Origin of the sequence: Butyricicoccus sp. Marseille-Q5471, assembly GCF_951230135.1 — a bacterium.
GTDB lineage: Bacteria > Bacillota > Clostridia > Oscillospirales > Butyricicoccaceae > Agathobaculum.
In genome coordinates, this window is the sequence record NZ_CATNVC010000001.1 from 1 (window position 1) to 25,757 (window position 25,757).

At 53.9% G+C, this 25,757-nt stretch carries 22 protein-coding genes, 2 tRNA genes and 1 pseudogene; 1 reads left to right on the forward strand and 24 read right to left on the reverse strand.

All coding sequences use genetic code 11. The annotated features are described in order from the left end of the window. Positions 1-122: 122 nt before the first annotated feature. The 6 genes and pseudogenes from QOX26_RS00005 to QOX26_RS00030 all read right to left on the reverse strand — a co-directional run. Positions 123-386 (reverse strand): annotated as a pseudogene (locus QOX26_RS00005) (DUF3852 domain-containing protein); the annotation flags it as partial. 82 nt (positions 387-468) lie between these two features. Continuing rightward, a complete protein-coding gene (locus tag QOX26_RS00010) occupies positions 469-1,140 on the reverse strand; it encodes a hypothetical protein (protein ID WP_331488457.1) in 672 nt (223 codons plus the stop codon). 63 nt (positions 1,141-1,203) lie between these two features. After that, entirely contained in the window at positions 1,204-1,746 is a 543-nt protein-coding gene (locus tag QOX26_RS00015) for a DUF6550 family protein (protein WP_050696778.1), read from the reverse strand. A 96-nt stretch (positions 1,747-1,842) separates the two neighbouring features. Continuing rightward, entirely contained in the window at positions 1,843-2,388 is a 546-nt protein-coding gene (locus QOX26_RS00020; RefSeq protein ID WP_050696777.1) for a hypothetical protein, read from the reverse strand. Further along, the gene (locus QOX26_RS00025; protein WP_050696776.1) at positions 2,385-2,780 is read right to left on the reverse strand and encodes a DUF4320 family protein; all 396 of its coding nucleotides are present in this window, start codon (positions 2,778-2,780) and stop codon (positions 2,385-2,387) included. Before QOX26_RS00025 ends, QOX26_RS00020 begins: the two co-directional genes overlap by 4 nt. A gap of 12 nt (positions 2,781-2,792) precedes the next feature. Further along, positions 2,793-3,662: a secretion protein F gene (locus QOX26_RS00030; protein WP_082236311.1), complete on the reverse strand. Its 870-nt coding sequence runs from the start codon at positions 3,660-3,662 to the stop codon at positions 2,793-2,795. An 87-nt stretch (positions 3,663-3,749) separates the two neighbouring features. Between QOX26_RS00030 and QOX26_RS00035 the strand changes: the two genes are divergently transcribed. Further along, positions 3,750-4,031 carry a hypothetical protein gene (locus tag QOX26_RS00035; protein WP_283672841.1) on the forward strand — a complete coding sequence of 94 codons (282 nt, stop codon included), beginning with the start codon at positions 3,750-3,752 and terminating at the stop codon, positions 4,029-4,031. A gap of 397 nt (positions 4,032-4,428) precedes the next feature. Here QOX26_RS00035 and QOX26_RS00040 read toward each other — a convergent pair. The 18 genes from QOX26_RS00040 to QOX26_RS00125 all read right to left on the reverse strand — a co-directional run bounded on the left by QOX26_RS00040 (position 4,429) and on the right by QOX26_RS00125 (position 25,645). Next, a tRNA-Leu gene (locus tag QOX26_RS00040) sits at positions 4,429-4,514 on the reverse strand. A gap of 78 nt (positions 4,515-4,592) precedes the next feature. Next, positions 4,593-4,679 (reverse strand) — tRNA-Leu (locus QOX26_RS00045). Between the two features lie 68 nt (positions 4,680-4,747). Continuing rightward, a complete protein-coding gene (locus QOX26_RS00050) occupies positions 4,748-6,115 on the reverse strand; it encodes a sodium-dependent transporter (protein ID WP_283672842.1) in 1,368 nt (455 codons plus the stop codon). Between the two features lie 29 nt (positions 6,116-6,144). Continuing rightward, positions 6,145-6,630, reverse strand: a complete 486-nt coding sequence (gene tadA / locus QOX26_RS00055) for a tRNA adenosine(34) deaminase TadA (RefSeq protein WP_283672843.1) — start codon at positions 6,628-6,630, stop codon at positions 6,145-6,147. 154 nt (positions 6,631-6,784) lie between these two features. Beyond that, the gene (locus QOX26_RS00060) at positions 6,785-7,849 is read right to left on the reverse strand and encodes a rod shape-determining protein (RefSeq protein WP_283672844.1); all 1,065 of its coding nucleotides are present in this window, start codon (positions 7,847-7,849) and stop codon (positions 6,785-6,787) included. Between the two features lie 123 nt (positions 7,850-7,972). Beyond that, positions 7,973-8,617 (reverse strand): ComF family protein, encoded by a 645-nt coding sequence (locus QOX26_RS00065; RefSeq protein WP_283672845.1) that lies wholly within the window; start codon positions 8,615-8,617, stop codon positions 7,973-7,975. Beyond that, complete coding sequence (gene recD2 / locus QOX26_RS00070; RefSeq protein ID WP_283672846.1) at positions 8,614-10,845, reverse strand: SF1B family DNA helicase RecD2; 2,232 nt, start codon at positions 10,843-10,845, stop codon at positions 8,614-8,616. Before recD2 ends, QOX26_RS00065 begins: the two co-directional genes overlap by 4 nt. A gap of 22 nt (positions 10,846-10,867) precedes the next feature. Continuing rightward, positions 10,868-11,167, reverse strand: coding sequence for a hypothetical protein (locus QOX26_RS00075; RefSeq protein ID WP_283672847.1), 300 nt, complete (start codon positions 11,165-11,167; stop codon positions 10,868-10,870). A 91-nt stretch (positions 11,168-11,258) separates the two neighbouring features. Beyond that, on the reverse strand, positions 11,259-11,501 hold the full coding sequence (locus QOX26_RS00080; protein ID WP_283672848.1) for a hypothetical protein: 243 nt from the start codon (positions 11,499-11,501) through the stop codon (positions 11,259-11,261). Between the two features lie 139 nt (positions 11,502-11,640). Next, a complete protein-coding gene (tuf, locus tag QOX26_RS00085; RefSeq protein ID WP_283672849.1) occupies positions 11,641-12,843 on the reverse strand; it encodes an elongation factor Tu in 1,203 nt (400 codons plus the stop codon). An 84-nt stretch (positions 12,844-12,927) separates the two neighbouring features. Further along, a complete protein-coding gene (gene fusA, locus QOX26_RS00090) occupies positions 12,928-15,030 on the reverse strand; it encodes an elongation factor G (RefSeq protein WP_283672850.1) in 2,103 nt (700 codons plus the stop codon). 36 nt (positions 15,031-15,066) lie between these two features. After that, positions 15,067-15,537, reverse strand: coding sequence for a 30S ribosomal protein S7 (gene rpsG, locus QOX26_RS00095; protein ID WP_283672851.1), 471 nt, complete (start codon positions 15,535-15,537; stop codon positions 15,067-15,069). Positions 15,538-15,724: 187 nt separating this feature from the next. After that, positions 15,725-16,144, reverse strand: a complete 420-nt coding sequence (gene rpsL, locus QOX26_RS00100) for a 30S ribosomal protein S12 (protein WP_283672852.1) — start codon at positions 16,142-16,144, stop codon at positions 15,725-15,727. 76 nt (positions 16,145-16,220) lie between these two features. Beyond that, positions 16,221-16,463 carry a ribosomal L7Ae/L30e/S12e/Gadd45 family protein gene (locus tag QOX26_RS00105; RefSeq protein WP_283672853.1) on the reverse strand — a complete coding sequence of 81 codons (243 nt, stop codon included), beginning with the start codon at positions 16,461-16,463 and terminating at the stop codon, positions 16,221-16,223. A gap of 163 nt (positions 16,464-16,626) precedes the next feature. Further along, positions 16,627-20,160 (reverse strand): DNA-directed RNA polymerase subunit beta', encoded by a 3,534-nt coding sequence (gene rpoC / locus QOX26_RS00110; RefSeq protein WP_283672854.1) that lies wholly within the window; start codon positions 20,158-20,160, stop codon positions 16,627-16,629. A 59-nt stretch (positions 20,161-20,219) separates the two neighbouring features. After that, positions 20,220-23,927, reverse strand: a complete 3,708-nt coding sequence (rpoB, locus tag QOX26_RS00115) for a DNA-directed RNA polymerase subunit beta (protein WP_283673297.1) — start codon at positions 23,925-23,927, stop codon at positions 20,220-20,222. A gap of 283 nt (positions 23,928-24,210) precedes the next feature. After that, on the reverse strand, positions 24,211-24,933 hold the full coding sequence (locus tag QOX26_RS00120) for an amino acid ABC transporter ATP-binding protein (RefSeq protein WP_283672855.1): 723 nt from the start codon (positions 24,931-24,933) through the stop codon (positions 24,211-24,213). Beyond that, the gene (locus QOX26_RS00125) at positions 24,920-25,645 is read right to left on the reverse strand and encodes an amino acid ABC transporter permease (RefSeq protein ID WP_283673298.1); all 726 of its coding nucleotides are present in this window, start codon (positions 25,643-25,645) and stop codon (positions 24,920-24,922) included. The genes QOX26_RS00120 and QOX26_RS00125 overlap by 14 nt, the downstream gene beginning before the upstream one ends. Positions 25,646-25,757 lie beyond the last annotated feature (112 nt).

Genomic DNA, 25,757 nt, shown 5'->3' on the forward strand with positions numbered 1-25,757 from the left:
GTATCAAGGCAGGCATTTCAGGGCGTTACCCCCTCATTCCACCTGTCGGAATATCAGTTCTCCTAAACTGAACATTTACACGTTCATTATTTAGTGCCTAACCTTTTCAGTTAGGAACGTGTCGCACCCCACTCGAACTGCCCATGCTTGCGATAATCAAAATATGCGGTTCCGAGTTTCGCAAAGAAAAACACCGCCAGAATCAGGTCGATGGCGGGGAACACCACCTTGTTGACCACCGTCTTAATCTGCTGGGAGGCGGTGTTCCACGTTCCCTCAATCGCTCCGGCCACATCGCCGGTTCCCGCCGCAAAAGCGGTCTGGCTGAACACAAGACAAAGGAGCAGCGCCACGCAAAGGGCGGCTGCCAGTCGCTTCATTTTCATTGATTTTCCACCTTTCTTTGTGAGGGTAAAAAGCGCAAGGCCACAGCTTTTTTCGAGCTGCGGCCTTGTTTTTTCTCTGTTTTTAATGGGGTTTTTGGGGCGCAATGTGCCAGTCATCCCAAAGTGATCCTCGGATGGTGATATTATGTGAAAGAGAAACCATTCGCTTGCGAAGCAGACCGCCGACCTGAGCATCATACAGGGCGGCTTCGGTGGCTGTAGTTAACACCATCACACCCTCAAATTTATAAAAGGCAAACGGCTCAATGAGTAATTTATAGTCACCGTTAATTAACACATCGAAGTCCATTCCTACAGTTTCTGAAATAGACCGGATGACTTGCTCATCGGTGAAATAACTCTTGATAGCAGCGATGTTATTGCTGCCGCTGGTGCTGATAATTCGGGGCAAAGACTGTGCCGGGTTTTTAAAGGTATATCCTCCCTGCACAGGAGAGAGTCCTCTACCGCCAGTGTATTGCAGTTTGCTAACCTTTCCAAAATGATAGATGCTGGAGGGAGGTGTTTTATTGGTGAGGTCAACGGGTGTTGTCACAGCAGTGTGGTCACTTGCCCGAACTACCGTCACCCGCACACCATCATTACCGGGAGTCCATGAATTAGTGCTGGTACCATCGCCCATACCACCACCGCCACCGTCCACATTGCCCTCACCAATGGCATAAACCGAAACCGGCGAAACCAGACAAAGCAGCAGTGCCAGTGATAGAAAAACAGAAAACAATCGCTTCATTTTATCTCCTTTCCGCAACAAAAAAGCACGGCATAAACCGTGCTTTTCTGCTGCTTATTCTATTTAGTCCATGTCACCGATTTTGTTGCCATTCTCATACATATTATCAAGTCGTTCCCCTTGATTGGCTCCTGCATTCGGCACATTGTCAAAACCCGGCAGCCCACCGCCACCCTGCGGTTTGCTTTCGGGAGGAGTCGTTTTTTTCTCAGTATCCTCCGGTTTGTAGACAGGCGGGGCATCGGTGCTTTCGGGAGTAAAGTCATGGTCTTTATCCGAGCTGGGTGTCCTGTCAGTGCCATCCGCTGTTTTTGGATTCTCCGGGGCTTCCGGCTTTACCGGATCGGACTGGAGCTTCTGCTCCGGCAGGTCGGTTTGAGGCGGCAGGGTTTCCACCGGCTGCGAGGGTGTATGATTGGGCGGCGTGACCACCACATCAGGCGGCTGCACCTCCGGCGTTACTGAAGAAGAGCCTTGCTCCGACTGAGGCAGGGTATCCGGTTTATCGGGAGCCTTGGCGAACTGCATTCCAATAGCGACCAGAAGTGCCAGTCCGAGAACCGATACCCCTGCAATGGTCAGCCTTTTCTTTGTTTTCTCTGTCATATTGAACCCCTCCTTTGAGAAGTGTAAAATGCTACCTTTTTGTATTTTTCACCATACTATATTTTTTTCCAGAAGTCCAGACAATTTCCCGCACAGTTAAAACACCTCGGTATACCCTGCCTGAACCTTGAGCTTGATTTTCATGGACGGAAGCTGCTTGCCGCCGAAATAGACCGGCACCTCCAGCCAGATTGTGGCATCAGCCTCGAAGCGCTGGACGTTTCTTGGAGAAGAAGGTGCCAGCGGCGCATTGCGAATGGTGACGTCCAAGCCGGAGAGCTTGTATTCGAGCGCATCTCCGGAATACTTTACATGGCTGCCGCTGATTTCTTCCGTACCGAGAACACTGTCCATGTAGCTGTAGATATCGCCGGTGTTCACGCTGTAGTAGAAGGAGGAACCGTCCGGCTGATAGCCGCCGCTGTATCCCTCACGAACTCCATGATACACATCGGCATAGTTGTCGTTGACAGTGACGATGATGGCATCCTGCAGGGCTTCTTTTGCGCCGCTGGCGATAATATTCAGCCTGAAAAACTCCATCACGCCGCACAGAATGAGGATAAGCGCCAGTGTAATGGCCACCACCAAAGGGAAGCCGTTACCGGCCTTGCATTTGAGAATTCTTCTCAGCTTGGTCATTTGTGGTACACCTCGCTTTTCCCGGAGGCCTCTGAGCGCAGGGTGATGGGAAAAGAGCCGAAGCCGCCGAACAGCCCGATATTCATATCCAATGTTAAGGTGACGGTGATTTCTCCATTGAGCTGGATACTGCCTGTCTTTGACCATGAAATCCGGGGACTCAGCCCGGTCTGCTCAGTGAGAACCGCTGCACGGCGGCTGGTTTCGCTGCCGACTCTGCCCGAGATTTCCGCTTCCCTGCACAGCTCGGTGGCGTAGGTATCCAGTTGGTTTTTGGCGATGAACACAGGCAGCACCCGCACCGCCAGTACAATCACCAGAACAGCACATAAGACGAGGACACACACATCAATGTAGCCCTCGCCACGTTTGGATTTTAGAATTTTCTTCATGTTCACCCCTCCCTAAAACATCCCGCCAAGAGACTTTATAATCTCAAAGGCGATGATGGCCAGATAGGTAAATAAGAAGCACATGAGCATGAGAAAGGAAAACACACGGATTTTCGGTGGTATCTTCTGCGCCTCACTCTTGAGTCGCTGCAGCTCCAGCTGCTTGAAATCGTGCGCCAGCATCTGAAAATACAAGGTGCTGTCATCGCCTCGCAGCGCACCGATGAGACCACGGGTAATATCCGACAGCATGGGCGAATTGAGCCTCGCCTCAAACCGGGTAAGGGCGGCCTCATAACTAGAGGATCGCATATCCGCTGCCAGCATGGTCAGTTCCCCGGCAAAGACTTCCCCGGCGTTTTTCTTATAACTTTCCACGATGGACAGCACATCACGGGAGGCTTTCAGTTCCTGCTCTATGCTGGCAACAAATCGGGGCAGTTCCTTTTCCACGGCAGCTCGCTTGACCGACAGCTTTTCATCGGCCTTTTTTGTTTCCTTAAAATACACCATCACCGACAGGAATACCACCACTGGCACCAGCAGCGGAAAGACTAGCCCTGCCGGGATTACAGCCAGCAGGATTGCTCCGGCCTTGACCAACGCATAGGTCTGATAAATCTCCGGCTCCATGTTCATGCCGGTGGCTTTCAGCACATTCTTCAGCCGGTGTTTGCGGTATTCGTCCATGCGGATATACCTTGATAGCTTCACCGCAAAGGTCATGAGATAGGTTTCAAAACTCCTTGCCGCTTTTTTCTCTGCTCTTGTGGTGTTCAGCATGGCTTTCGCCGTACTGAGATAAGGCAGGCGTAGCACATCCAAAAGGATAAAGAACAGACCAGCTGCCAGTGTTAATCCAAACAAAAATAGTAGTTGCAAATAGATAGACCTCCTTTGCATTAAAATCCCCCTCGGAGAGCATGGGGGGCACACGGGGGGAACTGGTTCCCGCCCGTGAGGTGCGCCGTGAGCGAAGCGAACCATATCACTTCCGCAGAAGTGATGCGCACCTTACCTCCTGTACTCAATGGGCTTTGTCAGCCGTATCACGCAAGCGGTAGAGATAAAAATGAGGGCGGCGCTGATCGCCAGAATGATCTGCCCCAGCGGGGTGTGGCATCAGCGTGTCATAATGCTGTACACCTTTCGGCTGAGATCGTCATCGAGGTAAACGGCGAGGCCACGCTCACCCTCATCGGACAGCCTTTCCCTTTCAATGAGATCGAGGATTTTATCCTCATATTCTAAAATTTCCCCAGCGCTTAAATCCACCGGATTGTTCTCCAAATCTCCCCATTCATTTCGAGGGTAGATATGAGGGAAGAGGGGATTCCATAAACGGAGGGTAGTCAGTTCTTTTTTCATCGTGCATCTACCCTTTCTTTTCGTTTTTGGGCAACAAAAAAAGCGGCTGTGTTTTTCAATTACGAAGAACACAGCCGCTTAAAATTGCCCCATAGGGTATTGGCTTTATGATGTTGTCTGCCGGACTGATTCCGGCCTAAAAAGAGAAACACCCTGCTTTTCCTTAAAAAGCAGGGTGCATCTATGAAAAACGAGGGTTCTGAATTTTTCATTCAAAACCCTCGTCAGGCCGCATAAACACTGGGTTTTTCGGCCCTGCATCTATTTTGACCTAATGTTATGGTGCGGATGGGGGGACTTGAACCCCCACGTCCTTGCGAACACTAGCACCTGAAGCTAGCGCGTCTGCCATTCCGCCACATCCGCATACAATTGTTATCATCCATCACTTAGCCATTTAGAAAGACATCGGATTCGACATCGCATCGAACCCGATGCTTCCGTTGGTGCCGGTGACCGGACTCGAACCGGTACGCTGTCGCCAGCGGTGGATTTTGAGTCCACTACGTCTACCAATTCCATCACACCGGCTAATGTGGTGCAACAGTAGATATTATATCCTATTGTTGCACCAATTGCAAGCCCTTTGCGGAAATATTTTAGAAAAATTTGTCCTTAATACCCAGTGCGAAAATAATCAGCACAACAATCGGCAGAATATAGGTGACATAAATCCGCATGCCATCCTTCACCTTAAGGCCGCGTCCTTGATTGGCTTCGTCCTTGAAGTTCTTCCATCCCCATCCATAGCGACTGGTGCAGAACAGCAGGTAGATCAACGAGCCAAGCGGCAGCCACAGGTTAGAAACCAGAAAATCCTCGAGATCAAGCACCGCCGAACCGTCGCCAAACGGCATAAAACCAGACCAAAGGTTATAGCCCAGTACACACGGCAGCGACAGCAGAATCATCAGTATAATGTTGACCCCTGCCACCTTCTTGCGGCTTGCACCGGTCAGATCCATGCCGCAGGAAATAATATTTTCGAACACCGCGAGCACGGTTGAAAACGCAGCGAACGCCATAAACACAAAGAACAAACTGCCCCACAGCCGTCCCCATGCCATATGGTTAAAGATATTCGGCAGCGTAATGAAAATCAGACTCGGGCCGCTGTCCGCCGCGACATTGAAGGAAAAGCAAGCCGGGAAAATAATCAGACCGGCAACGATTGCAACGAAGGTATCCAACACTGCAACATGTACCGCTTCTCCCAGCAGCGCGCGATCCTTGCCGATGTAGCTGCCGAAAATCGCCATCGCACCGATGCCAAGCGACAGCGTGAAAAAGGCCTGATTCATCGCACCAACAATTGTAGCGCCAATGCCGATCTCCTGCATGCGTGCAAAGTCGGGCTTGAGATAAAACGACAGTCCCTCCGCAGCGCCCTCCATCGTGACACTATTGACCGCAAGTACCACCATAATGGCAAGCAGCGCAATCATCATCACCTTTGTAACGCGTTCCAGTCCGTTTTGCAGCCCCATGGAGCAAACACCGAAGCCGACAATAACAACGAGTACCATCCATCCGCCCATCACCAGCGGCTGTCCCAGCATTTCGGTGAACATGTTTGCAACCGTCTCCGACGTTGCACCGGCAAAGCGTCCCGATGCAGTCAGATAAAAATAGTGCAGCATCCAACCCGCGACCGTTGTGTAGAACATCATCAGCAGATAGTTGCCAATCATGCACAAATAGCCGTGGATATGCCACTTCTGTCCCGGTTTCTCAAGCGCTTGATACGACATGACCGGGCTTTTCTGGCTAGCTCGGCCAACCGCAAACTCCATCGTCATGATGGGCAGACCAAGCACCAGCAGGAAAAAGATATAGAACAGAACAAAGGCGCCGCCGCCATACTGACCCGCCATATACGGGAATTTCCACACATTTCCGATGCCGATGGCGCATCCTGCCGACAGCAGGATGAACCCCAGGCGCGATCCTAATTTTTCTCTTTGCATTGTTACCCCTCTTACGTACTACTTTATTTTCAGACACCTGTTGTGTCCGATTTACTCTTTTCTTTTTTGCGGCGCAGCTCCCGAAAGAAGGATTTGAGGATGCCTGCGCATTCCTCCTCCATCAGGCCGCTGACCACCTCCGGTTTGTGATTATACGGCAGCTCAAATAAGTTCACCAGTGTGCCGCACGACCCGGCCTTCGCATCCGGCGCCCCGAAATACACCGTCTTGATGCGCGAATTGATAATTGCCCCCGCACACATCGGACACGGCTCAAGCGTAACATAAATATCGCACCGATGCAGCCGCCAACCGCCCAGCTTCTTGCAGGCTTTGCCAATCGCTTCGATTTCGGCATGGTGCAGTGCGTCCTTTCGCGTTTCACGCCGATTCCGACCACGGCCGACGATTTTTCCGTCGCACACCACAACAGCGCCGACCGGCACCTCGCCTTCGTCTGCCGCTTTCTGCGCCAGGCGCAGTGCAGCCTTCATGTACTTTTCCTGCTCGGTCAAACTCCAACCTCCTGCATCTGTTTTGCTCTAATTCATTCCGTCTGGAATACGGCATTTTCTCGCCGCACAAGTTCGTCAGCCGCTACTGTCATCGCAGAATCCACAGTCTTCTTCGGTAAAAAGCACCCGTCCGAAGCGGGCGGGTGCTTGCTGTTTACTGCATCATTTGGCGTCGGCGTGATAAGTTCATCGTACCATCCTGCATCGCCTGCAGGTTTTCGAGCGTATTGCCTGTGCCGTATGCGACACACGAAATCGCTTCATCCGCCACATGCGTCGGAATGCCGGTTTTGGAAGCAATCAGCTTATCAAATCCCCAAATCAGAGAACCGCCGCCGGTCATTACAATACCGTTGGTTGAAATATCGCCGGTCAGTTCGGGAGGTGTGCGCTCGATTACCCAGTGAATTGCCTCAATGATTGACTGAGAAACCTCTTCCAACGCATCCAAAATCTCGGTTGAGTTCACCGTAAAGGTGCGCGGCAAGCCGGTCATCAGGCAACGTCCCTTGACCTCCATCGAAACCTCTTCTGTACGCGGATAAACACAGCCGATTGCCTTTTTGATTTCCTCCGCCGTGCGGTCGCCGATGAGTGCATTGTGCTTGCGGCGGACGTACTTGACGATAGCCTCATCAAACTTATCGCCCGCGACCTTAATCGAGGTTGACTCCACAATGCCTCCAAGCGAAATCACCGCAACATCGGTCGTGCCGCCGCCGATATCGACCACCATATTGCCATTGGCCTTAGCAATGTCGATACCTGCGCCAATCGCTGCCGCAACAGGCTCTTCAATCAGGAACACACGTTTTGCGCCCGCCTGTGTGCCCGCGTCGATTACCGCACGCTCCTCAACCTCTGTAATGATGGAGGGCACACAAATAACCACGTTTGGTTTGAACAAACGGAAGCCCTGCACCTTGCGGATAAACTCCTTAATCATGCGTTCGGTCATTTCATAATCAGAAATTACGCCCTCACGCAGAGGCCGAATAGCAATGATATTGCCCGGGGTACGCCCGAGCATCTTCTGTGCGTCCGCACCGACCGATAGGATTTTGCCGGTCACCTTATCTACCGCAACGACCGAAGGCTCATTGAGTACAACGCCTTTGCCCTTGACATAGACCAGCACGGTTGCCGTGCCCAAATCAATGCCGATGTCGCTGGAGAACAATGCAAACTTTTTTGCCAATTTCTCGAAAAAAGAAGCCATAACACGTTTCATCCTTTTTTGTCAGTAAGCCGTTTTGCAATACTCCTATTATACCCAACGAGTCCCTGGATTTCAAGGTTATTTACAAAAGAATTGCCATGAAGCGGTATTTTCGACGTTTTTCTACCTTACACGCGCCGCTGAAAGCACATAAACGCGTCCTGCACCCATGTCGCGCAGAACCGCGCAGGCTGCGGCGGCAGTCGCTCCCGTTGTGATGACATCGTCAACCAGCACCACACGTTTTCCGTTCAGCGCATCCTGATTGGCAGGTGCAAAAGCACGCGATGCATTGCGGCGGCGCTGCACCGGGGATTTCTGCTGGGACTGCATCGTCACAAACATCCGTTTACTCAGCAGCGGACGACAGGGCAACTTCAGTTGTTCCGCTACTGCCCGTGCAAGCAGCTCGCTTTGATTATAGCCGCGCTGATATCTGCGCATCATACCGATTGGCACATAGGTGATTACCTCCGGCTGCCAGTCTTCTAGGCGCGCAGCCAGTTCAGCCGTCATCTGTGCAGCAAACCAGTCGGCATAGTGCTGATAATGGCTGAATTTATAACGCTTCATCGCCTCTGCCACCGCACCGCGATAGAATAACGGCGCTGCCGCACCATCTGCACCGTCAATGCATATGCCCTCGGTACACCGGTAATGCTGACGCACACGTGCCGCGCATTCATCGCAAATCATCGCGCCACCTTTGACAAACAGCGGCATAGGTTCCCCACACAGAACGCAGCGTCGCGGAAAAATCAGGCTCACTTGTGCTCCTCCTCCCGCAGACGCGCTTTGAGTGCACTATATCGGCGTCCCTTCTGGTTATTCTCCACCATATAGGAAATCACTTCGCCGCTGCCGACGATGACAAGCAGCCGCTTTGCTCGCGTAATCGCTGTGTACAGAATATTCCGCGTCAGCAGCTTGCGTGGAATGCCACTGGATAAGGCAAGCACCACCGCATCAAACTCGCTGCCCTGCGCTTTGTGCACTGTGATGGCATAAGCCAAATCCAGTTCACCAAGCATATCATAGGTATAGGTCGCAATTTTATCATCAAACCGCACGACCATGCATTCCTGCTGCGGGAAGATTTGCAATATCTCACCAACGTCGCCGTTGAACACACCTGTGCCCACTTCGCCGTCCTCTCGGCGTTCCCACATGATATCGTAATTATTGCGCACCTGCATGACGCGATCTCCCTCTCGAAAAATCGTGTCTCCGAAGCGCTTTTCCAGTTTCACATCATCCGGCGGATTCAGCACAGCCTGCAGGCGGCTGTTAAGCGGCACCGTACCGCTCCCCTGCCGCTTTGCGGGCGACAGCACCTGAATCTGGGACGGTGCAAATCCATAGTGACTGGGCAGGCGCGCAGAACAAAGCTGCGCAATGGTTTCAATGACCGCGGCAGGCTCAGCGCGCCGCATGATGAAAAAGTCTCCCTCCGCGCCCGATGCCGCCGGCATCTGTCCTGCGTTGACCGCATGTGCATTCATAACGATATCGCTTTGCTGCGCCTGCCGAAAAATTTCGGTCAGCTGAATGGTCGGAACACGATGCGAGCCTATCATATCGCGCAGGAAATTGCCTGGCCCGACAGGCGGCAGCTGATCAGCGTCTCCCACCAGAATGAGCCGCGCACCGAAGGGCAGCGCTTCAACCAACGCCTGCATCAGCGTGATATCGACCATCGATACTTCATCCAGAATGACAGCATCACACTCAAGCGGATTGGTCAGGTTGCGCTGAAATGCCGTGCGCCCGCCAACCGCATAGCCTGCTTCCAGCAGGCGATGGATGGTCTTCGCCTCCATGCCGCACAGCTCGGACAGCCGTTTGGCCGCGCGTCCGGTCGGCGCAGCAAGCAGTGTGTTCAAGCCGAGCGCCTCGAACACCTGTAAAATGCCGCGCACCGTCGTAGTTTTGCCCGTGCCCGGGCCACCGGTCAGAATGACCAGACCGTTTTTTGCCGCAGTGGCGATGGCCTGACGCTGTTTTTCGGAAAACGGTACTTCGCCGTCCAGTTCCAGTGCACCCAGTAGCTCGTCCACATCAAAATCGTAAGAATAATTGCGCTCTGCCATATCTCCGAGCATCTCGGCCAGAAAGGCCTCTGCTTCGTGAATGGTTCGCAGATAGACCGCATCGCGTCCCGCGATATGCTCGCGCACCAATTTCCCCTGCCCGGACAATCGCTCTACGCTCTCCTGTGCGCGATTTTCTTCAAACACCACTTCATCATCCGACAGCAGCGCGCACACAGCGCCAAGTAGTTTTTCAATCGGAATAAATGTATGTCCATTGTCCAAATTAAAAGATAGTGTATATAGTACTCCGGCATCTGCACGCTCGTCCGACAGACGCGACAACCCCAACGCCAGCGCCAGTGCATCGGCAACTTTAAAATCGACCTCATAGTATGCATCACAGAGTAGATAGGGATTTTCGCAAAGCGCATCAATCGCGTCCGCTCCCAGACGTTTATAGAGCGGTGCTGTGAGCGCAACCGGCAAACTGTGCTCGGTTAGAAAATCCATCAACAGCCGCATTTCGCTCTGCTCAATAAATTGTCGTCCAATTTCACGGGCCTTTTTTTCCGTAATACCGCGAATTTCTGTGAGACGCTCCGGCTCGTGCAGCATCATCTCAAAGGTTTCTTCACCGAACCGTTCCGCAATCTTGAGGGCGAGCCGTTGTCCGATCCCTCGTATCAATCCGGACCCTAAGTACTCCGCAATGCCGCGCACCGAGCTGGGCAGCCGCCGCTCAAAGGCTTCCGCGGCGAACTGTTCCCCGTAGGACGGGTGCGTGACCCAGCAGCCGGTCAACGTGACCAGCTCTCCCGGGCCAATATTGGGGAATGTCCCCGTTGCGGTCACTTCACTGCCATCTTCAGAGGCAAGGCGCAGCACGGCGTAGCCGTTTTCATCATTGTAGAAAACGATTTGCTGCACCGTGCCACTGATCAAAAAATACTCTTTTGCTTCCACTTGCCCTTCCCCAGTCCATTTTTTATTCTAAATACATGATATCCTGCCGCACAGCCAAACGCTTTGCAACGTTCTGCCCCTGTCCGTTGCCAATCTCCACAAAGGTGATGGCCAGACCGGGCAAATAGCGGCGCCGCATGTGAAGCGCCGTCGCAATCAGCTGCTCGGCAGATGCATCGCATCCGTCGCCGTAAAGCGTCAGCTCCGCGTTTCCCTTATGGCGCAGCGAATGGTAGAACAGCAGCTCATACCCGGCGTGCAAGGTGCAGTATAAACCCACTGCCGCGAAAATCGCTAGCACAGTTTGCCAGAAAACAGACATGGCTCTTCCCTCCTGCTTTCAGGCTATGCACGCATACGCAAACGGGTGACTGACATGTATTTATTTTATCATAGGCTGAAGAAAAAGTAAATCAAAGCTCGTGTTCCCCGCACCAATCGCGCAGGTCGTCGCTGTTTGCCCCGCTGATCGGATGCGATTTGCCGCAATGCCGCTCATGCGGGCACATTGCCTTACCGGATGGGAACGAACCGTCCGCAGTTGATGCGTCCACGCTGATTTCGCGTGCGGCAACGCTGGGTTTACTCACTTCCATCCACTCAATGCCTTTTTTTGCCGATTCCAGTTGCTTCTTAGTAATTTCGTTCTGATCCATTACAAATCCCTCCTTGCTGCTATTTTGCCGCAATAAAAGCGAAATAGACGGGAAGAAACCGGAATCTCTTGGCCTTCTTATGCTATAAATCGTATAAAAAAACTCCCATTCCGAAGAATGGGAGTTTTGAAAAGCGAAATTAAGCGTTAACCTTGATAACAACGCCCGAGCCAACGGTACGGCCGCCTTCACGAATAGCGAAGCGGAGGCCTTCCTCGATAGCGATAGGGGTGATCAGCTCAACGTCCATTTCAACGTTATCGCCGGGCATGCACATCTCAACGCCTTCAGGCAGGGAGATAACGCCGGTAACGTCGGTGGTACGGAAATAGAACTGAGGACGGTAGTTGTTGAAGAACGGGGTGTGACGGCCGCCTTCTTCCTTCTTCAGAACGTAAACCTGACCACGGAACTTGGTGTGCGGGTGGATCGTGCCGGGCTTAGCCAGAACCTGGCCGCGCTCGATCTCGGTCTTCTGAATACCACGCAGCAGAGCGCCGATGTTGTCGCCAGCTTCAGCGTAATCGAGCAGCTTGCGGAACATTTCGATACCGGTGATAACGGTCTTGCGGGGAGCTTCCATGAGACCAACGATTTCAAGTTCGTCAGCCATCTTAACCTGACCACGCTCAACACGACCGGTTGCAACGGTGCCACGGCCGGTGATGGAGAACACGTCCTCGACAGGCATCAGGAACGGCAGATCAGCCTTACGCTCCGGGGTCGGAATGTAGGTGTCAACAGCGTCCATCAGCTCGCGGATGCAAGCGTACTCGGGAGCGTTCGGATCGGTGGACTCACAGGTCAGAACGTTCAGAGCAGAACCACGGATTACCGGGATATCATCGCCCGGGAACTCGTAGGAGCTCAGCAGCTCACGGATTTCCATCTCAACCAGGTCGAGCAGCTCTTCGTCGTCAACCTGATCAGCCTTGTTCATGAAAACAACAATATAAGGAACGCCTACCTGACGGGAGAGCAGGATGTGCTCACGAGTCTGGGGCATCGGGCCGTCAGCAGCGGATACAACGAGGATCGCGCCGTCCATCTGAGCAGCACCGGTGATCATGTTCTTTACATAGTCGGCGTGGCCCGGGCAGTCAACGTGCGCGTAGTGACGAGCAGCAGTCTGATACTCAACGTGTGCAGTGTTGATCGTAATGCCGCGCTCCTTCTCTTCAGGAGCCTTGTCGATTGCGTCGTATGCCTGGTACTTTGCATCACCGCTCATAGCCAGAACCTTGGTGATAGCCGCGGTCAGAGTCGTCTTGCCATGGTCAACGTGGCCGATGGTGCCGATATTAACGTGCGGCTTTGAGCGTTCAAATTTTTCCTTTGCCATTGTGGATATCCTCCTCGTAAATTGAATTCTAAGTCAATGGTAAACCTATTTTACTGCAATTTGTAGAAAAATGCAATAGCTTTATCAGTCGTTTTTAGAGCGAGCGTCGATAATCTTATCCTGTACAGACTTCGGCACTTCGGTGTAGTGACTCGGGCTCATGGTGTACTGGCCGCGACCCTGCGAGCGCGAACGCAGCGTGGTTGCATAACCAAACATTTCAGACAGCGGAACCGCTGCTGCAATCGCCTGTACGCCGCCGCGTGCTTCCATGCCCTGAATCTGACCACGGCGAGAGTTCAAGTCGCCGATAACGTCGCCCATATAATCCTCAGGAACCATTACGTCAACCTGCATGATCGGCTCCATCAGAACCGGATCAGCCTTGCGCATTGCTTCCTTGAACGCCATGGAGCCGGCAATCTTAAACGCCATTTCCGAGGAGTCAACTTCGTGGTAAGAACCATCATAGAGGGTTACCTTTACGTCAACTACCGGGTAGCCGGCCAGAATACCGGCCTGCATAGCGCCCTTGATGCCCTGATTGACAGGCTCGATATATTCCTTCGGAATCGCGCCGCCAACAATCTTGTTGATGAACTCATAGCCCTTACCGGACTCGTTCGGCTCAACAATGATCTTACAGTGACCGTACTGGCCCTTACCGCCGGACTGGCGGGCGTACTTCTGGTCGACATCAGCCGAGCGGCGGATGGTTTCCTTGTACGCAACCTGGGGAGAACCAACGTTTGCCTCTACCTTGAATTCACGCAGCAGACGGTCAACGATGATTTCCAGATGCAATTCACCCATGCCGGCGATGATGGTCTGTCCCGTTTCCTCATCCGTGTAGGTGCGGAAGGTCGGATCCTCTTCAGCCAGCTTGGAAAGAGCGATGCCCATCTTCTCCTGACCAGCCTTGGTCTTAGGCTCGATGGCTACGCGGATAACCGGTTCCGGGAAGTCCATCGACTCGAGAATGATCGGGTGCTTTTCATCGCAAAGTGTATCACCGGTTGTGGTGTTTTTAAAGCCAACAGCAGCAGCAATATCGCCGGAGTAAACTACGTCGATATCCTGACGGTGGTTTGCATGCATCTGCAGAATACGGCCGAGACGCTCACGATTGTCCTTGGTTGCATTGAGCACCGAAGAACCGGCAGTGATCGTACCGGAGTAAACGCGGAAGAAGGTCAGACGGCCGACAAACGGGTCGGTCGCGATCTTAAATGCAAGCGCAGAGAACGGCGCGTCGTCAGACGACGGACGGCTGTCTTCTTCCTCAGTGTTGGGGTTAACGCCCTTGATATCTTCGATATCGGTCGGCGCGGGCATATAATCGACTACTGCGTCAAGCAGCATCTGTACACCCTTATTGCGGTAAGCAGTACCGCAGAGTACAGGGATGATCTGAACGCCGCAAACGCCCTTACGGAGCGCTGCTTTCAGCTCAGGCACCGTGATTTCTTCGCCCTCGAGGTACTTCATCATGAGGTCCTCGTCAAGCTCGGCAATCGCTTCCACCATTGCTTCGTGATATTCCTGCGCCTTGTCCTTCATGTCCTCGGGAATTTCTTCGTCGCGGACATCCTTGCCAAGGTCGTCATAATAAATTTCAGCACGCATGGTCATCAGGTCGATGATACCCTTAAAGGTATCCTCAACGCCGATCGGGAGCTGAATCGGAACCGCATTACATTTCAGGCGATCCTTCATCATGCCGACAACGTTGTAGAAGTCCGCGCCCATGATGTCCATCTTGTTGACGAACGCCATACGCGGTACGCGGTACTTGTCAGCTTGATGCCAAACGGTCTCAGACTGAGGCTCTACGCCGCCCTTAGCACAGAATACGGTGACAGAACCGTCCAGTACGCGCAGCGAGCGCTCTACTTCTACGGTAAAGTCAACGTGGCCCGGGGTGTCGATGATGTTGATGCGGTGCTCCTGATACTGATGTGCGGAGCCCGCCCAGTGACAGGTGGTAGCAGCGGAGGTGATGGTGATACCACGCTCCTGCTCCTGCTCCATCCAGTCCATGGTCGCCGAGCCGTCATGCGTCTCGCCGATTTTATGGTTTACGCCGGTGTAATAAAGAATACGCTCGGTCGTAGTGGTCTTGCCAGCATCGATGTGCGCCATGATGCCGATATTTCTGGTTCTTTCCAGGGGATATTCTCTAGGCATATTGCTCTCCTTTCAAAGCGTTATGCGGACAGACAATTAATAACGGAAGTGCGCGAACGCCTTGTTCGCTTCCGCCATCTTGTGCGTGTCCTCACGCTTCTTAACAGAACCGCCCAGATTGTTGCAGGCGTCCATGATCTCGCCGGCCAGACGCTCACGCATGGTCTTTTCAGAACGAGCGCGCGAGTACTTGGTGATCCAGCGCAGGCCCAGGGTCTGGCGACGCTCAGGGCGTACTTCCATCGGGACCTGATAGGTGGCGCCGCCTACGCGGCGAGCCTTAACTTCGAGCGACGGCATGATATTCTCCATCGCTTCGGTGAAAACCTCCAGCGGTTCACGTCCGGTCTTGTCGCGGACGATTTCGAAAGCACCATAAACGACCTTCTGCGAAACGCCCTTCTTGCCGTCCAGCATGATCGAATTGACCAGCTTGGTGACGAGCTTGGAATTATAAAGCGGATCGGGCAGAACGTCTCTCTTGGGGACATTACCTCTTCTTGGCACTTTACTTCCCTCCTTCAAAATAATTTGATTTCATAGGTACTCCGGCTCTCACGTTGAGAGCGGTGTAATGCCTGTCCGAGGCATACATCCCATTATATAATCGGATATAAAACACCCAGACAAAGCATGTTTGCTTTGCTGAAAACTTGAAACTTTTCTCGCAAAACGTGTGGGTCGGCTGATAAGCTTACTTACCGGCCTTCGGACGCTTAGCGCCGTACTTGGAACGAGCCTGGCGACGATCAGCAACACCCTGGGTATCCAGCGTGCCACGGATGATGTGGTAACGAACACCAGGAAGGTCCTTTACACGACCACCGCGAACCATGACGACAGAGTGCTCCTGCAGGTTGTGGCCGATACCGGGGATGTAAGCAGAAACTTCCATCTGGTTGGTCAGCTTTACACGAGCGACCTTACGAAGCGCGGAGTTCGGCTTCTTGGGGGTCATCGTCTTTACCGTGGTGCAAACGCCGCGCTTCTGCGGAGCGGACTGATCAGTGACCTTCTTCTTCTGAGAATTGTAGCCTACCTGAAGAGCCGGCGCCGTGGACTTAGCGACAACTGCCTCACGACCCTTACGGACGAGTTGGTTAAAAGTTGGCATTTTATTTCCTCCTTCTTTCAAAAGTATTTATGAAAAGCGCGTTTTGCGCAATTCAACAAATCAAAAAAGCGGTGCGTCAGCGCACCAAAGTTACAACTGCGGCGCCGACGTCGATGCCGACCGCGTCACCCAATTCCGCCATGGTGGCAATTTCGGTTATCGCGGTGTCGGTCTGGCTGCACAGCTCATAAATCGGCTGCGTCACGCGCGGCTCAGCGTCGAGCGCGATATATACGCGCGCGGCTACGCCTTCGCGGATGGCTTTTTTAGACTGTTTTACGCCAATGACCTTTTGCGCCGTGCGAAGATCTGAAAGCATAGTATACCTCCTATACGGCATGCTATAACAGTATAACCGTTTTACAACACGAAGTCAAGGGGTTTTTCAAGGACTTTTCTTGATTTTGTCAGCTTCGGACTTCCTTTGTAAAAAACAGGAGAATGCTGAGAGCATTCCCCTGTCTGTTCACTTTTATACATCCTTAGTCGAGATCGACTGTCTGCTCATAATGACCATCGCAGTACTCAGTCATACCGGAGCCTGCGGGGATCAGTTTGCCGATGATAACATTCTCCTTCAGGCCCAGCAGCGGGTCGACCTTGCCCTTGATTGCGGCATCGGTCAGCACGCGGGTGGTTTCCTGGAAGGACGCAGCCGAGAGGAACGAGTCGGTCGCCAGCGAAGCCTTGGTAATACCCATGAGGGTCGGCTCGCAGGTAGCAAACTGGAGACCCGTTTCGCCTGCATCGATACGATCCTGCACCAACTTGTTGCAGTCCTCGAACTCGAGCAGATCCATCACGGAGCCGGGCAGCACATTTGCATCGCCCGCATCTTCAACGCGTACCTTGCGCATCATCTGACGCACGATAACCTCGATATGCTTATCGTTGATATCAACGCCCTGCTGACGGTAAACCTTCTGAACTTCCTTGATCTCATAATCATGCACTGCGCGGGGATCAAGGATGCGCAGAATGTCATGCGGGCTAAGTGCGCCATCATTGAGCTGGTCGCCCTGCTTGACCGCCTGACCATCTTCCACGCGAATGCCGGAAGAAGAAGCAAGCTGATAGGAACGCATATCGCCTGTCTCACCGTTGGTAACGTTGACAGTCTTGAGCGTTGTACGCTTAGACTCTTCAATCGAGATAACACCGGTGATTTCAGCCAGAGTCGCAACCTTCTTGGGCTTGCGCGCTTCGAACAGTTCTTCAACTCGAGGAAGACCCTGCGTAATATCCGAACCTGCAACGCCGCCGGTGTGGAAGGTACGCATGGTAAGCTGTGTGCCGGGCTCGCCGATTGACTGTGCTGCAATGATGCCAACCGCTTCGCCCTTGCCGCACGGATTGCCGGATGCAAGGTTCATGCCGTAGCAGCGCGTGCAAACACCCTTGCGTGCGCGGCATTCCAGAACCGAACGAATCTGCACGCGGGTAATGCCCGCAGCATCGATTGCATCAACATCGGCGTCGTCCATCATCTTGCTCTTGGAGACAACGACCGCGCCCGTGTTCGGATCGCAGATGTCATCGACCGGATAGCGGCCGAGCAGACGTTCGCGCAGCGGTTCGATGGTCTGGTTGCCTTCCTTAATATCCTCAACCCAGATGCCCTTGACCGCACCACAGTCGTCCTCACGGATGATAACATCCTGCGAAACGTCTACCAGTCGACGGGTCAGGTAACCGGAGTCCGCCGTACGAAGTGCGGTATCGGACAGGCCCTTACGCGCACCACGCGCCGCAATGAAGTACTCCAAAACGGACAGGCCTTCACGGAAGTTGGACTTAATCGGGATTTCAATCGTCTTACCGGAGGTAGATGCCATCAGGCCACGCATACCTGCCAGCTGACGAATCTGGTTAATCGAACCACGCGCGCCGGAATCGGCCATCATGTGAATCGGGTTGTAACGCTGATCGCGCATGTTGGCCTGCAGTCGGCCGGTAACCTGCTTGGTGGTTTCTTCCCACTCGGCAACGGTCAGGCGATAACGCTCGTCGTCAGTGATAAAGCCGCGCTTGTACTTCTTGTCGATCAGAGCAACCTTCTTTTCAGTCTCCTGAATCAAGGTCTGCTTCTCATCCGGGACAATCATGTCTGCAACCGCAACAGTCAACGCGCCCTTGGTCGAATATTTGTAACCCATCGCCTTAATGGAGTCCAGCACCTCTGCGGTGATATGGAAGCCGTGGGTGTGGATGCATCGATCGATAATCTTGCCCAGTTCCTTCTTGCCGCAGGTGAACATGATTTCCAAATCGAGCAGCTTATCCGGATCGGAGCGATCGACAAAGCCGATGTCCTGCGGAATGCGGTCGTTAAAAATCAGACGGCCGGGGGTTGCATCAATCAGCTTGGAAATTCTCTTGCCGCCGATTTCGCGCACAGTGCGTACCTTAATCGGTGCATGGATGCCGACAACACCCTGATCGTATGCCATAAGTGCCTCATCACTGTTGCGGAAAATCTTGCCCGCACCAGGTTCGGTCTCACGGTCGATGGTCAGATAATATGCGCCGAGCACCATATCCTGCGAAGGAATGGTAACCGGCTTGCCGTCCTGCGGCTTGAGCAGGTTGTTCGCGGACAGCATCAGCAGACGAGCCTCAGCCTGTGCCTCAGCGGACAGCGGCACGTGAACCGCCATCTGGTCGCCGTCAAAGTCGGCATTAAACGCGGTACATACCAGCGGATGCAGACGGATCGCACGACCCTCAACGAGCACCGGTTCAAACGCCTGAATGCCCAGACGGTGCAGCGTCGGCGCACGGTTCAGCATAACCGGGTGACCCTTGATGATGTCTTCCAGCACGTCCCAGACCTCAGTCTTGGCACGCTCGACCATTTTCTTGGCGGACTTGATGTTGGAGGCCGTGCCGTCCTCTACCAAGCGCTTCATGACGAAGGGTTTGAACAGCTCGAGCGCCATTTCCTTCGGCAGACCGCACTGATAAATCTTCAGGTCAGGGCCGACGACGATAACCGAACGGCCGGAGTAGTCAACGCGCTTGCCGAGCAGGTTCTGACGGAAACGTCCCTGCTTGCCCTTCAGCATGTCGGAAAGCGACTTGAGCGCACGGTTGTTCGGGCCGGTGACCGGGCGGCCGCGGCGGCCGTTGTCGATCAGCGCGTCAACCGCTTCCTGCAGCATGCGCTTCTCGTTGCGCACGATGATATCGGGCGCGCCGAGCTCGAGCAGACGCTTGAGACGGTTGTTACGGTTAATGACGCGGCGGTACAGGTCGTTCAGGTCAGAGGTCGCAAAGCGGCCGCCGTCCAGCTGTACCATCGGGCGGATTTCCGGCGGGATGACCGGAACGACGTCCATAATCATCCAGTCCGGGCGGTTGCCCGACAGGCGGAACGATTCCACAACCTCAAGGCGCTTAATCAGACGCAGACGCTTCTGGCCGGAAGCATCCTTGAGCTCAGCGGCCAAATCCTTGGACAGCGTTTCGAGATCCAGCTCTGCAAGCAGAGCCTTAATGGATTCCGCACCCATACCGGCGCGGAAATCGTCCTCGTACTTTTCGCGCATGTCGCGGTACTCAGCCTCGGTCAGAATCTGCTTCTTCATCAGCGGCGTGTCGCCCGGATCAATGACAATATAAGAGGCAAAGTACAGAACCTTCTCCAGCACGCGGGGGCTGATGTCGAGAATCAGACCCATACGGGACGGAATGCCCTTAAAGTACCAGATGTGCGAAACGGGCGCGGCCAACTCGATGTGACCCATGCGCTCACGGCGAACCTTGGCCTTGGTGACCTCAACGCCGCACTTATCACAAACCTTGCCCTTGAAACGGACCTTTTTATATTTACCGCAGTGGCACTCCCAGTCCTTGGTTGGGCCAAAGATACGCTCGCAGAAAAGGCCGTCCTTTTCGGGCTTGAGCGTGCGGTAGTTGATGGTTTCGGGTTTCTTAACCTCGCCATAAGACCACTCGCGAATCAGCGCGGGCGAGGCAAGGCCGATTTTAATGGCGTTAAACGTATGATATCCCATAAATTTATATGATGCTCCTTCCCTGTTAACAGACGATTGACAAACAAGCGGATGTGTTCTTACTCACCCAGGCCGTCGTCAAAATCGTCCTCGGCATCGTCGTCACCCTCGTCGTCGGCAGAATCAAGCGTGAAGAGGTCGGTATCGCCCTCCTCAGCGTCATTGATAGCAAAGCCGGCAGCTGCGAACTCGTCGTCCGCACCCGAAACGGCGTGCTCCATCGGGCGGATGAAATCGGTATCGTCCTCGTCGTCCTCCGCAAGTTCGATAACATCCATGTTCTCATCGAGCACCTGAATATCCAGACAGAGGGACTGCAGCTCCTTAACCAGAACCTTGAAGGATTCCGGAACGCCCGGCTGCGGAACGTTGTGGCCCTTTACAATAGCCTCATAGGTCTTAACACGGCCGGTGATGTCGTCAGACTTAACCGTCAGGATTTCCTGCAAGGTATAGGCCGCGCCGTAAGCCTCGAGCGCCCAAACTTCCATCTCGCCGAAGCGCTGGCCGCCGAACTGCGCCTTGCCGCCGAGCGGCTGCTGCGTAACGAGCGAGTACGGGCCGGTGGAACGGGCATGAATCTTATCATCAACCAGATGATGCAGCTTGAGGTAGTACATATAACCAACGGTGACGCGGTTATCGAACTTATCACCGGTACGGCCGTCGTATACAACGCTCTTGCCGTCCTCGTTGACGCCCGCCTTGACCAGTGTCTCCTTGATATCGTCAAGCGAAGCACCGTCAAATACAGGAGTCTCGACCTTCCAGCCAAGACGCTTGGCCGCAAAGCCCAGATGCACCTCGAGCACCTGACCGATGTTCATTCGAGAAGGTACGCCCAAGGGGTTGAGCACAATGTCAAGCGGTGTGCCGTCTTCAAGGAACGGCATATCCTCCTGCGGCAGAATGCGCGAAACGACACCCTTGTTACCATGTCGGCCTGCCATCTTATCGCCGACAGAAATCTTACGCTTCTGTGCGATATAAGCACGAACGACCATATTAACGCCGGGAGACAGCTCATCACCGTTCTCACGGGTGAAAACCTTGACGTCTACGACGATACCGGACTCACCGTGCGGCGCACGCAGCGAGGTGTCACGCACCTCACGCGCCTTCTCGCCGAAGATCGCGCGGAGCAGACGCTCCTCTGCGGTCAGCTCGGTTTCGCCCTTGGGCGTTACCTTACCAACCAGAATATCACCGGCCTGCACCTCGGCGCCGACACGAATGATGCCGCGCTCGTCGAGGTTGCGCAGTGCATCCTCGCCGACGTTCGGGATGTCGCGGGTGATTTCTTCCGGCCCGAGCTTGGTGTCACGGGATTCGGATTCGTATTCTTCAATATGAATCGAGGTATACACGTCGTCACGAACCAGACGTTCGTTGAGCAGTACAGCATCCTCGTAGTTGTAGCCTTCCCAAGTCATAAAGCCGATCAGTGCGTTCTTGCCGAGCGCGATTTCGCCGTTCTCGGTCGAAGGACCGTCCGCCAGTACATCGCCGCGCTTAACGCGCTCGCCCAAGTCTACAATCGGGCGCATGTTGATACAGGTGGACTGGTTAGAACGCAGGAACTTGGTCAGGTGATAGCTCTTTTCCTGACCGTTGTCGTAGCGCACGACAACTTCGCGTGCGGTCACACGGGTGACGACACCGTCGTTCTCAGCCAGCGGAATCGTGCCCGAGTCAACTGCTGCCTTGTATTCCATGCCGGTTGCTACAACAGGTGCTTCACACTTGAGCAACGGCACGGCCTGACGCTGCATGTTCGCGCCCATCAGTGCGCGGTTTGCGTCGTCATGGTCCAGGAAGGGAATGAACGCAGTCGCAACCGATACCATCATGCGGGGCGAAACGTCCATCAGGTCAACATCTTTGCGGTCAACCTCAACGATTTCGTCGCGCATACGGCAGGTGATACGCTCATTTGCCAAGCAGCCGTTCTCATCGAGCGGCTCGTACGCCTGACAGGTGATATACTCGTCCTCAACGTCCGCAGTCATATACTGCACTTCATCGGTCACGTGGCCGGTCGACTTGTCGATAATCCGGTACGGCGCTTCGATAAAGCCAAAGTCGTTGATACGGGCATAGGTTGCCAGATAGGAAATCAGGCCGATGTTAGGACCTTCAGGGGTCTCAATCGGGCACAGACGGCCGTAATGGCTGTAGTGTACGTCTCGCACTTCGAAGGACGCACGGTCACGCGACAGACCGCCGGGGCCGAGGGCCGACATACGACGCTTGTGCGTCAGCTCTGCCAGCGGGTTATTCTGATCCATGAACTGCGACAGCGGCGAGGAGCCAAAGAACTCCTTGATGGCTGCAGTAACAGGACGGATGTTAATCAGGCTCTGCGGGGTGACGATGTCCAAATCCTGAATGGTCATACGCTCGCGAATGACGCGCTCCATACGGGAGAAGCCGATGCGGAACTGGTTCTGCAGCAGCTCGCCTACGCAGCGCAGGCGGCGGTTGCCCAGATGGTCAATGTCATCCGTCGTGCCGATGCCGTTGCCCAGATTGAGCAGATAGCAGATCGATGCGAGCATATCATCAACAATGATGGTTTTGGGGATCAACTCACCCTTGCGCTCGATGACGGCCTTCTTGAAGTCCTCGCCCGAAACGCCGGAATCAATCAGCTCCTTGAGCACCTTGAAACGAACCTTCTCGTTCACGCCGAGCTCCTCGGCGGTGAAACCGGTGTAGTCCTTAAAGTCTCCGATGTCGACCATGCCGTTACCGAACACCTTGACGGCTCTGCCCTCGTTGTTTTCGATGGTCACGCTGTGTACGCCGCAGCGGGCGATTTTGCGTGCCTTCTCACGGGACAGGATTTCATCAGCCTCAGCGACGATTTCGCCGGTCATCGGGTCGACAGCGGGCTCGAGCAGCTTGTGCCCAGTGATACGGCGCGCAATGTCCAGCTTCTTGTTGTACTTGTAGCGGCCGACAGCAGAGATGTCATAACGGCGCGCGTCGAAGAACATCGCGTCCATCAGGTTGGTGGCCGACTCGACAGAGGGCGGCTCGCCCGGACGCATCTTCTTGTAGATTTCAATCAGCGCTTCGTCCGAGGTCGACGCGGGATCCTTCTCAAGCGTCGCAAGGATGCGCTCATCCTCACCGAAAACCTCCTTGATTTCCGCATCGGTCTTTACGCCGATTGCGCGGATAAACGAGGTAATCGGGATTTTACGGTTCTTGTCGATACGGACATAGAACACGTCGTTCGCATCGGTCTCGTATTCGAGCCACGCGCCGCGGTACGGAATGACCGTGGCAGAAAGCAGCGCCTTGTCTGTCTTATCCAGTTCGCGGCCAAAGTAAACGCCGGGCGAACGAACGAGCTGGGAGACAATCGCGCGTTCCGCGCCGTTGATGATGAAGGTAGCGGAATCCGTCATGCGCGGGAAATCGCCCATGAAGATTTCCTGCTCCTTGATTTCGCCCGTCTCCTTGTTGCGCAGGCGCATGCGCACCTTGAGCGGAGAGGCGTACGTGGCGTCTCGCGCCTTGCACTCCTCAACCGAATACTTGGGCTCGTCGTTCATCGAGTAATCGAGGAAGGAGAGCTCCAGGTTTCCGGTGTAGTCCGTGATGCTGGCGGTGTCCGCGAAGACCTCGCGCAGGCCTTCGTCCAGGAACCAGCGATAGGACTTCTTCTGCACCTCGATCAGATTGGGCATCTCCAGAATCTCATCGATGCGTGCAAAGCTCTTTCGCGTGGTCTTGCCGTGCTGTACGTCTTTCACCATCATGTGCTTTGATCACTCCATTTCTAGCGGCATTATTTTGATACGCCAGGGGGCGTTGCAAAATCTTTTATTTGGGTCTTGCAATCCCTTGCAGACCGTGCTAACATGTACTTAGATATCGGCGCAATTGCGCCTAATCTGTTGAGCGTTTAATTATACCATAGTTTTTCCTATGAAGTCAAGAATATTTTTGCATAAAAAAGCGGTTGGCATACGCCATCCGCCTTTTCTTTTGCACAAAAAGAGAGCCGGAACAGCATCAGCCGTTCCGGCTCTTCCCTTTTTACAGCACTTTCGACAAGAAATCGCGCAGACGCGGATGCTGGGGATTGGAGAAGAACGCTTCCGGTTCGTTCTGCTCTGCAATCACACCCTGATCCATGAACATGACACGTGTCGCAACCTGACGGGCAAACCCCATCTCATGCGTGACAACCACCATTGTCATGCCGTCTTCCGCGAGTTCCTTCATAATTTCGAGCACCTCGCCGACCATCTCAGGGTCGAGCGCCGAGGTCGGCTCGTCGAACAGCATCACATCGGGATTCATTGCAAGCGCGCGCGCAATTGCGATACGCTGCTGCTGTCCGCCCGAAAGCTGTGCCGGAAAGGAATCCGCCTTATCTGGCAGCCCGACACGCTCAAGCAGCTGCTTGGCCCGCTGTTCCGCTTCTTCTTCCTTCATCACACCGAGTTTGACCGGTGCAAGCTTGATATTCTCCTTGACCGACAGGTGTGGAAACAGATTGAACTGCTGAAACACCATGCCCATCTTGCGGCGAATCACGTTGATATCCGTCTTGGCCGAGGTGATATTCATCCCTTCGAAAATGATTTCACCGCCGGTCGGCTCTTCAAGCAGGTTCAAGCAGCGCAGAAAGGTCGACTTTCCCGAACCGGATGCACCGATGATAACCACCTTTTCGCCCTTTTCGATATGCTCGTCGATTCCCTTGAGCACCTCGTGGTCGCCAAAGGATTTTTGCAGGTTTTTAACGTCGATCACTAGCGCGCAGCCTCCTTTCAAACAGGTTGAGCAGTTTGGTCAGAATCATCACAATCACCAGATAGATGACCGCAAGGCCGATGTACGGCATAAACGCGATGTACGTCTTGGACTGAACGATTTGCGCCGCCTTGGTCACGTCCTGCAGGGCGATGACCGTAACAATCGAAGTCTCCTTGACCAAGGTAATCAGCTCATTGCCGAGTGCCGGCAGGATGTTCTTGATTGCCTGCGGGATGATGATAAAGCGCATGGTCTTTGCATAATTGAGGCCCAGCGAACGTCCGGCCTCCATCTGTCCCGCATTGATTGACATAATGCCCGACCGCACGATCTCGGCCACATAAGCGCCCGAGTTGATGCCGAACGTGATAATCGCGCACATCAGCAGTGCATTATCACCGCGCGGACGCATGATAACGAAGTTCATAATCAGCAGCTGCACCATGGCAGGCGTGCCGCGGATGACCGTCAAATACAGCTTGCACAGGGCGTTGCCCACGCGCAGCAGCACATTCGGGTTCTTGCGCGAGGAGTCGTGCGCAGAGCGAACGACCGCAATGATGACGCCAATCAGCACACCGACCAGCAGCGCGCCCAACGTCGTCTGGAAGGTGACCTTCAGACCCTTGGCGAAGAACTGCCAATTGTCACGATAAATGAACGTTACGAAAAACTGGTAACAAATCTCCTGCAGAAATTCCGGGCACATCTGTATCCAACCCGGCGCCTGCAAAATCCAATCCGAAAATTGCAGCAGATTCAAATCCATTTCCCCTTTCTCTAATTTACAGCATAATAGGAAGAAAGGGGCGGCTTACGCC

What these genes read in the sequence shown, in the direction of transcription:
- QOX26_RS00010 (WP_331488457.1), bottom strand. Translation starts at nt 1,140, where the DNA reads ATGAAGCGATTGTTTTCTGTTTTTCTATCACTGGCACTGCTGCTTTGT.
- QOX26_RS00015 (WP_050696778.1), bottom strand. Translation starts at nt 1,746, where the DNA reads ATGACAGAGAAAACAAAGAAAAGGCTGACCATTGCAGGGGTATCGGTT.
- QOX26_RS00020 (WP_050696777.1), bottom strand. Translation starts at nt 2,388, where the DNA reads ATGACCAAGCTGAGAAGAATTCTCAAATGCAAGGCCGGTAACGGCTTC.
- QOX26_RS00025 (WP_050696776.1), bottom strand. Translation starts at nt 2,780, where the DNA reads ATGAAGAAAATTCTAAAATCCAAACGTGGCGAGGGCTACATTGATGTG.
- QOX26_RS00050 (WP_283672842.1), bottom strand. Translation starts at nt 6,115, where the DNA reads ATGCAAAGAGAAAAATTAGGATCGCGCCTGGGGTTCATCCTGCTGTCG.
- QOX26_RS00060 (WP_283672844.1), bottom strand. Translation starts at nt 7,849, where the DNA reads ATGGCTTCTTTTTTCGAGAAATTGGCAAAAAAGTTTGCATTGTTCTCC.
- QOX26_RS00075 (WP_283672847.1), bottom strand. Translation starts at nt 11,167, where the DNA reads ATGTCTGTTTTCTGGCAAACTGTGCTAGCGATTTTCGCGGCAGTGGGT.
- QOX26_RS00080 (WP_283672848.1), bottom strand. Translation starts at nt 11,501, where the DNA reads ATGGATCAGAACGAAATTACTAAGAAGCAACTGGAATCGGCAAAAAAA.
- tuf (WP_283672849.1), bottom strand. Translation starts at nt 12,843, where the DNA reads ATGGCAAAGGAAAAATTTGAACGCTCAAAGCCGCACGTTAATATCGGC.
- fusA (WP_283672850.1), bottom strand. Translation starts at nt 15,030, where the DNA reads ATGCCTAGAGAATATCCCCTGGAAAGAACCAGAAATATCGGCATCATG.
- rpsL (WP_283672852.1), bottom strand. Translation starts at nt 16,144, where the DNA reads ATGCCAACTTTTAACCAACTCGTCCGTAAGGGTCGTGAGGCAGTTGTC.
- QOX26_RS00105 (WP_283672853.1), bottom strand. Translation starts at nt 16,463, where the DNA reads ATGCTTTCAGATCTTCGCACGGCGCAAAAGGTCATTGGCGTAAAACAG.
- rpoC (WP_283672854.1), bottom strand. Translation starts at nt 20,160, where the DNA reads ATGGGATATCATACGTTTAACGCCATTAAAATCGGCCTTGCCTCGCCC.
- rpoB (WP_283673297.1), bottom strand. Translation starts at nt 23,927, where the DNA reads ATGGTGAAAGACGTACAGCACGGCAAGACCACGCGAAAGAGCTTTGCA.
- QOX26_RS00125 (WP_283673298.1), bottom strand. Translation starts at nt 25,645, where the DNA reads ATGTGCCCGGAATTTCTGCAGGAGATTTGTTACCAGTTTTTCGTAACG.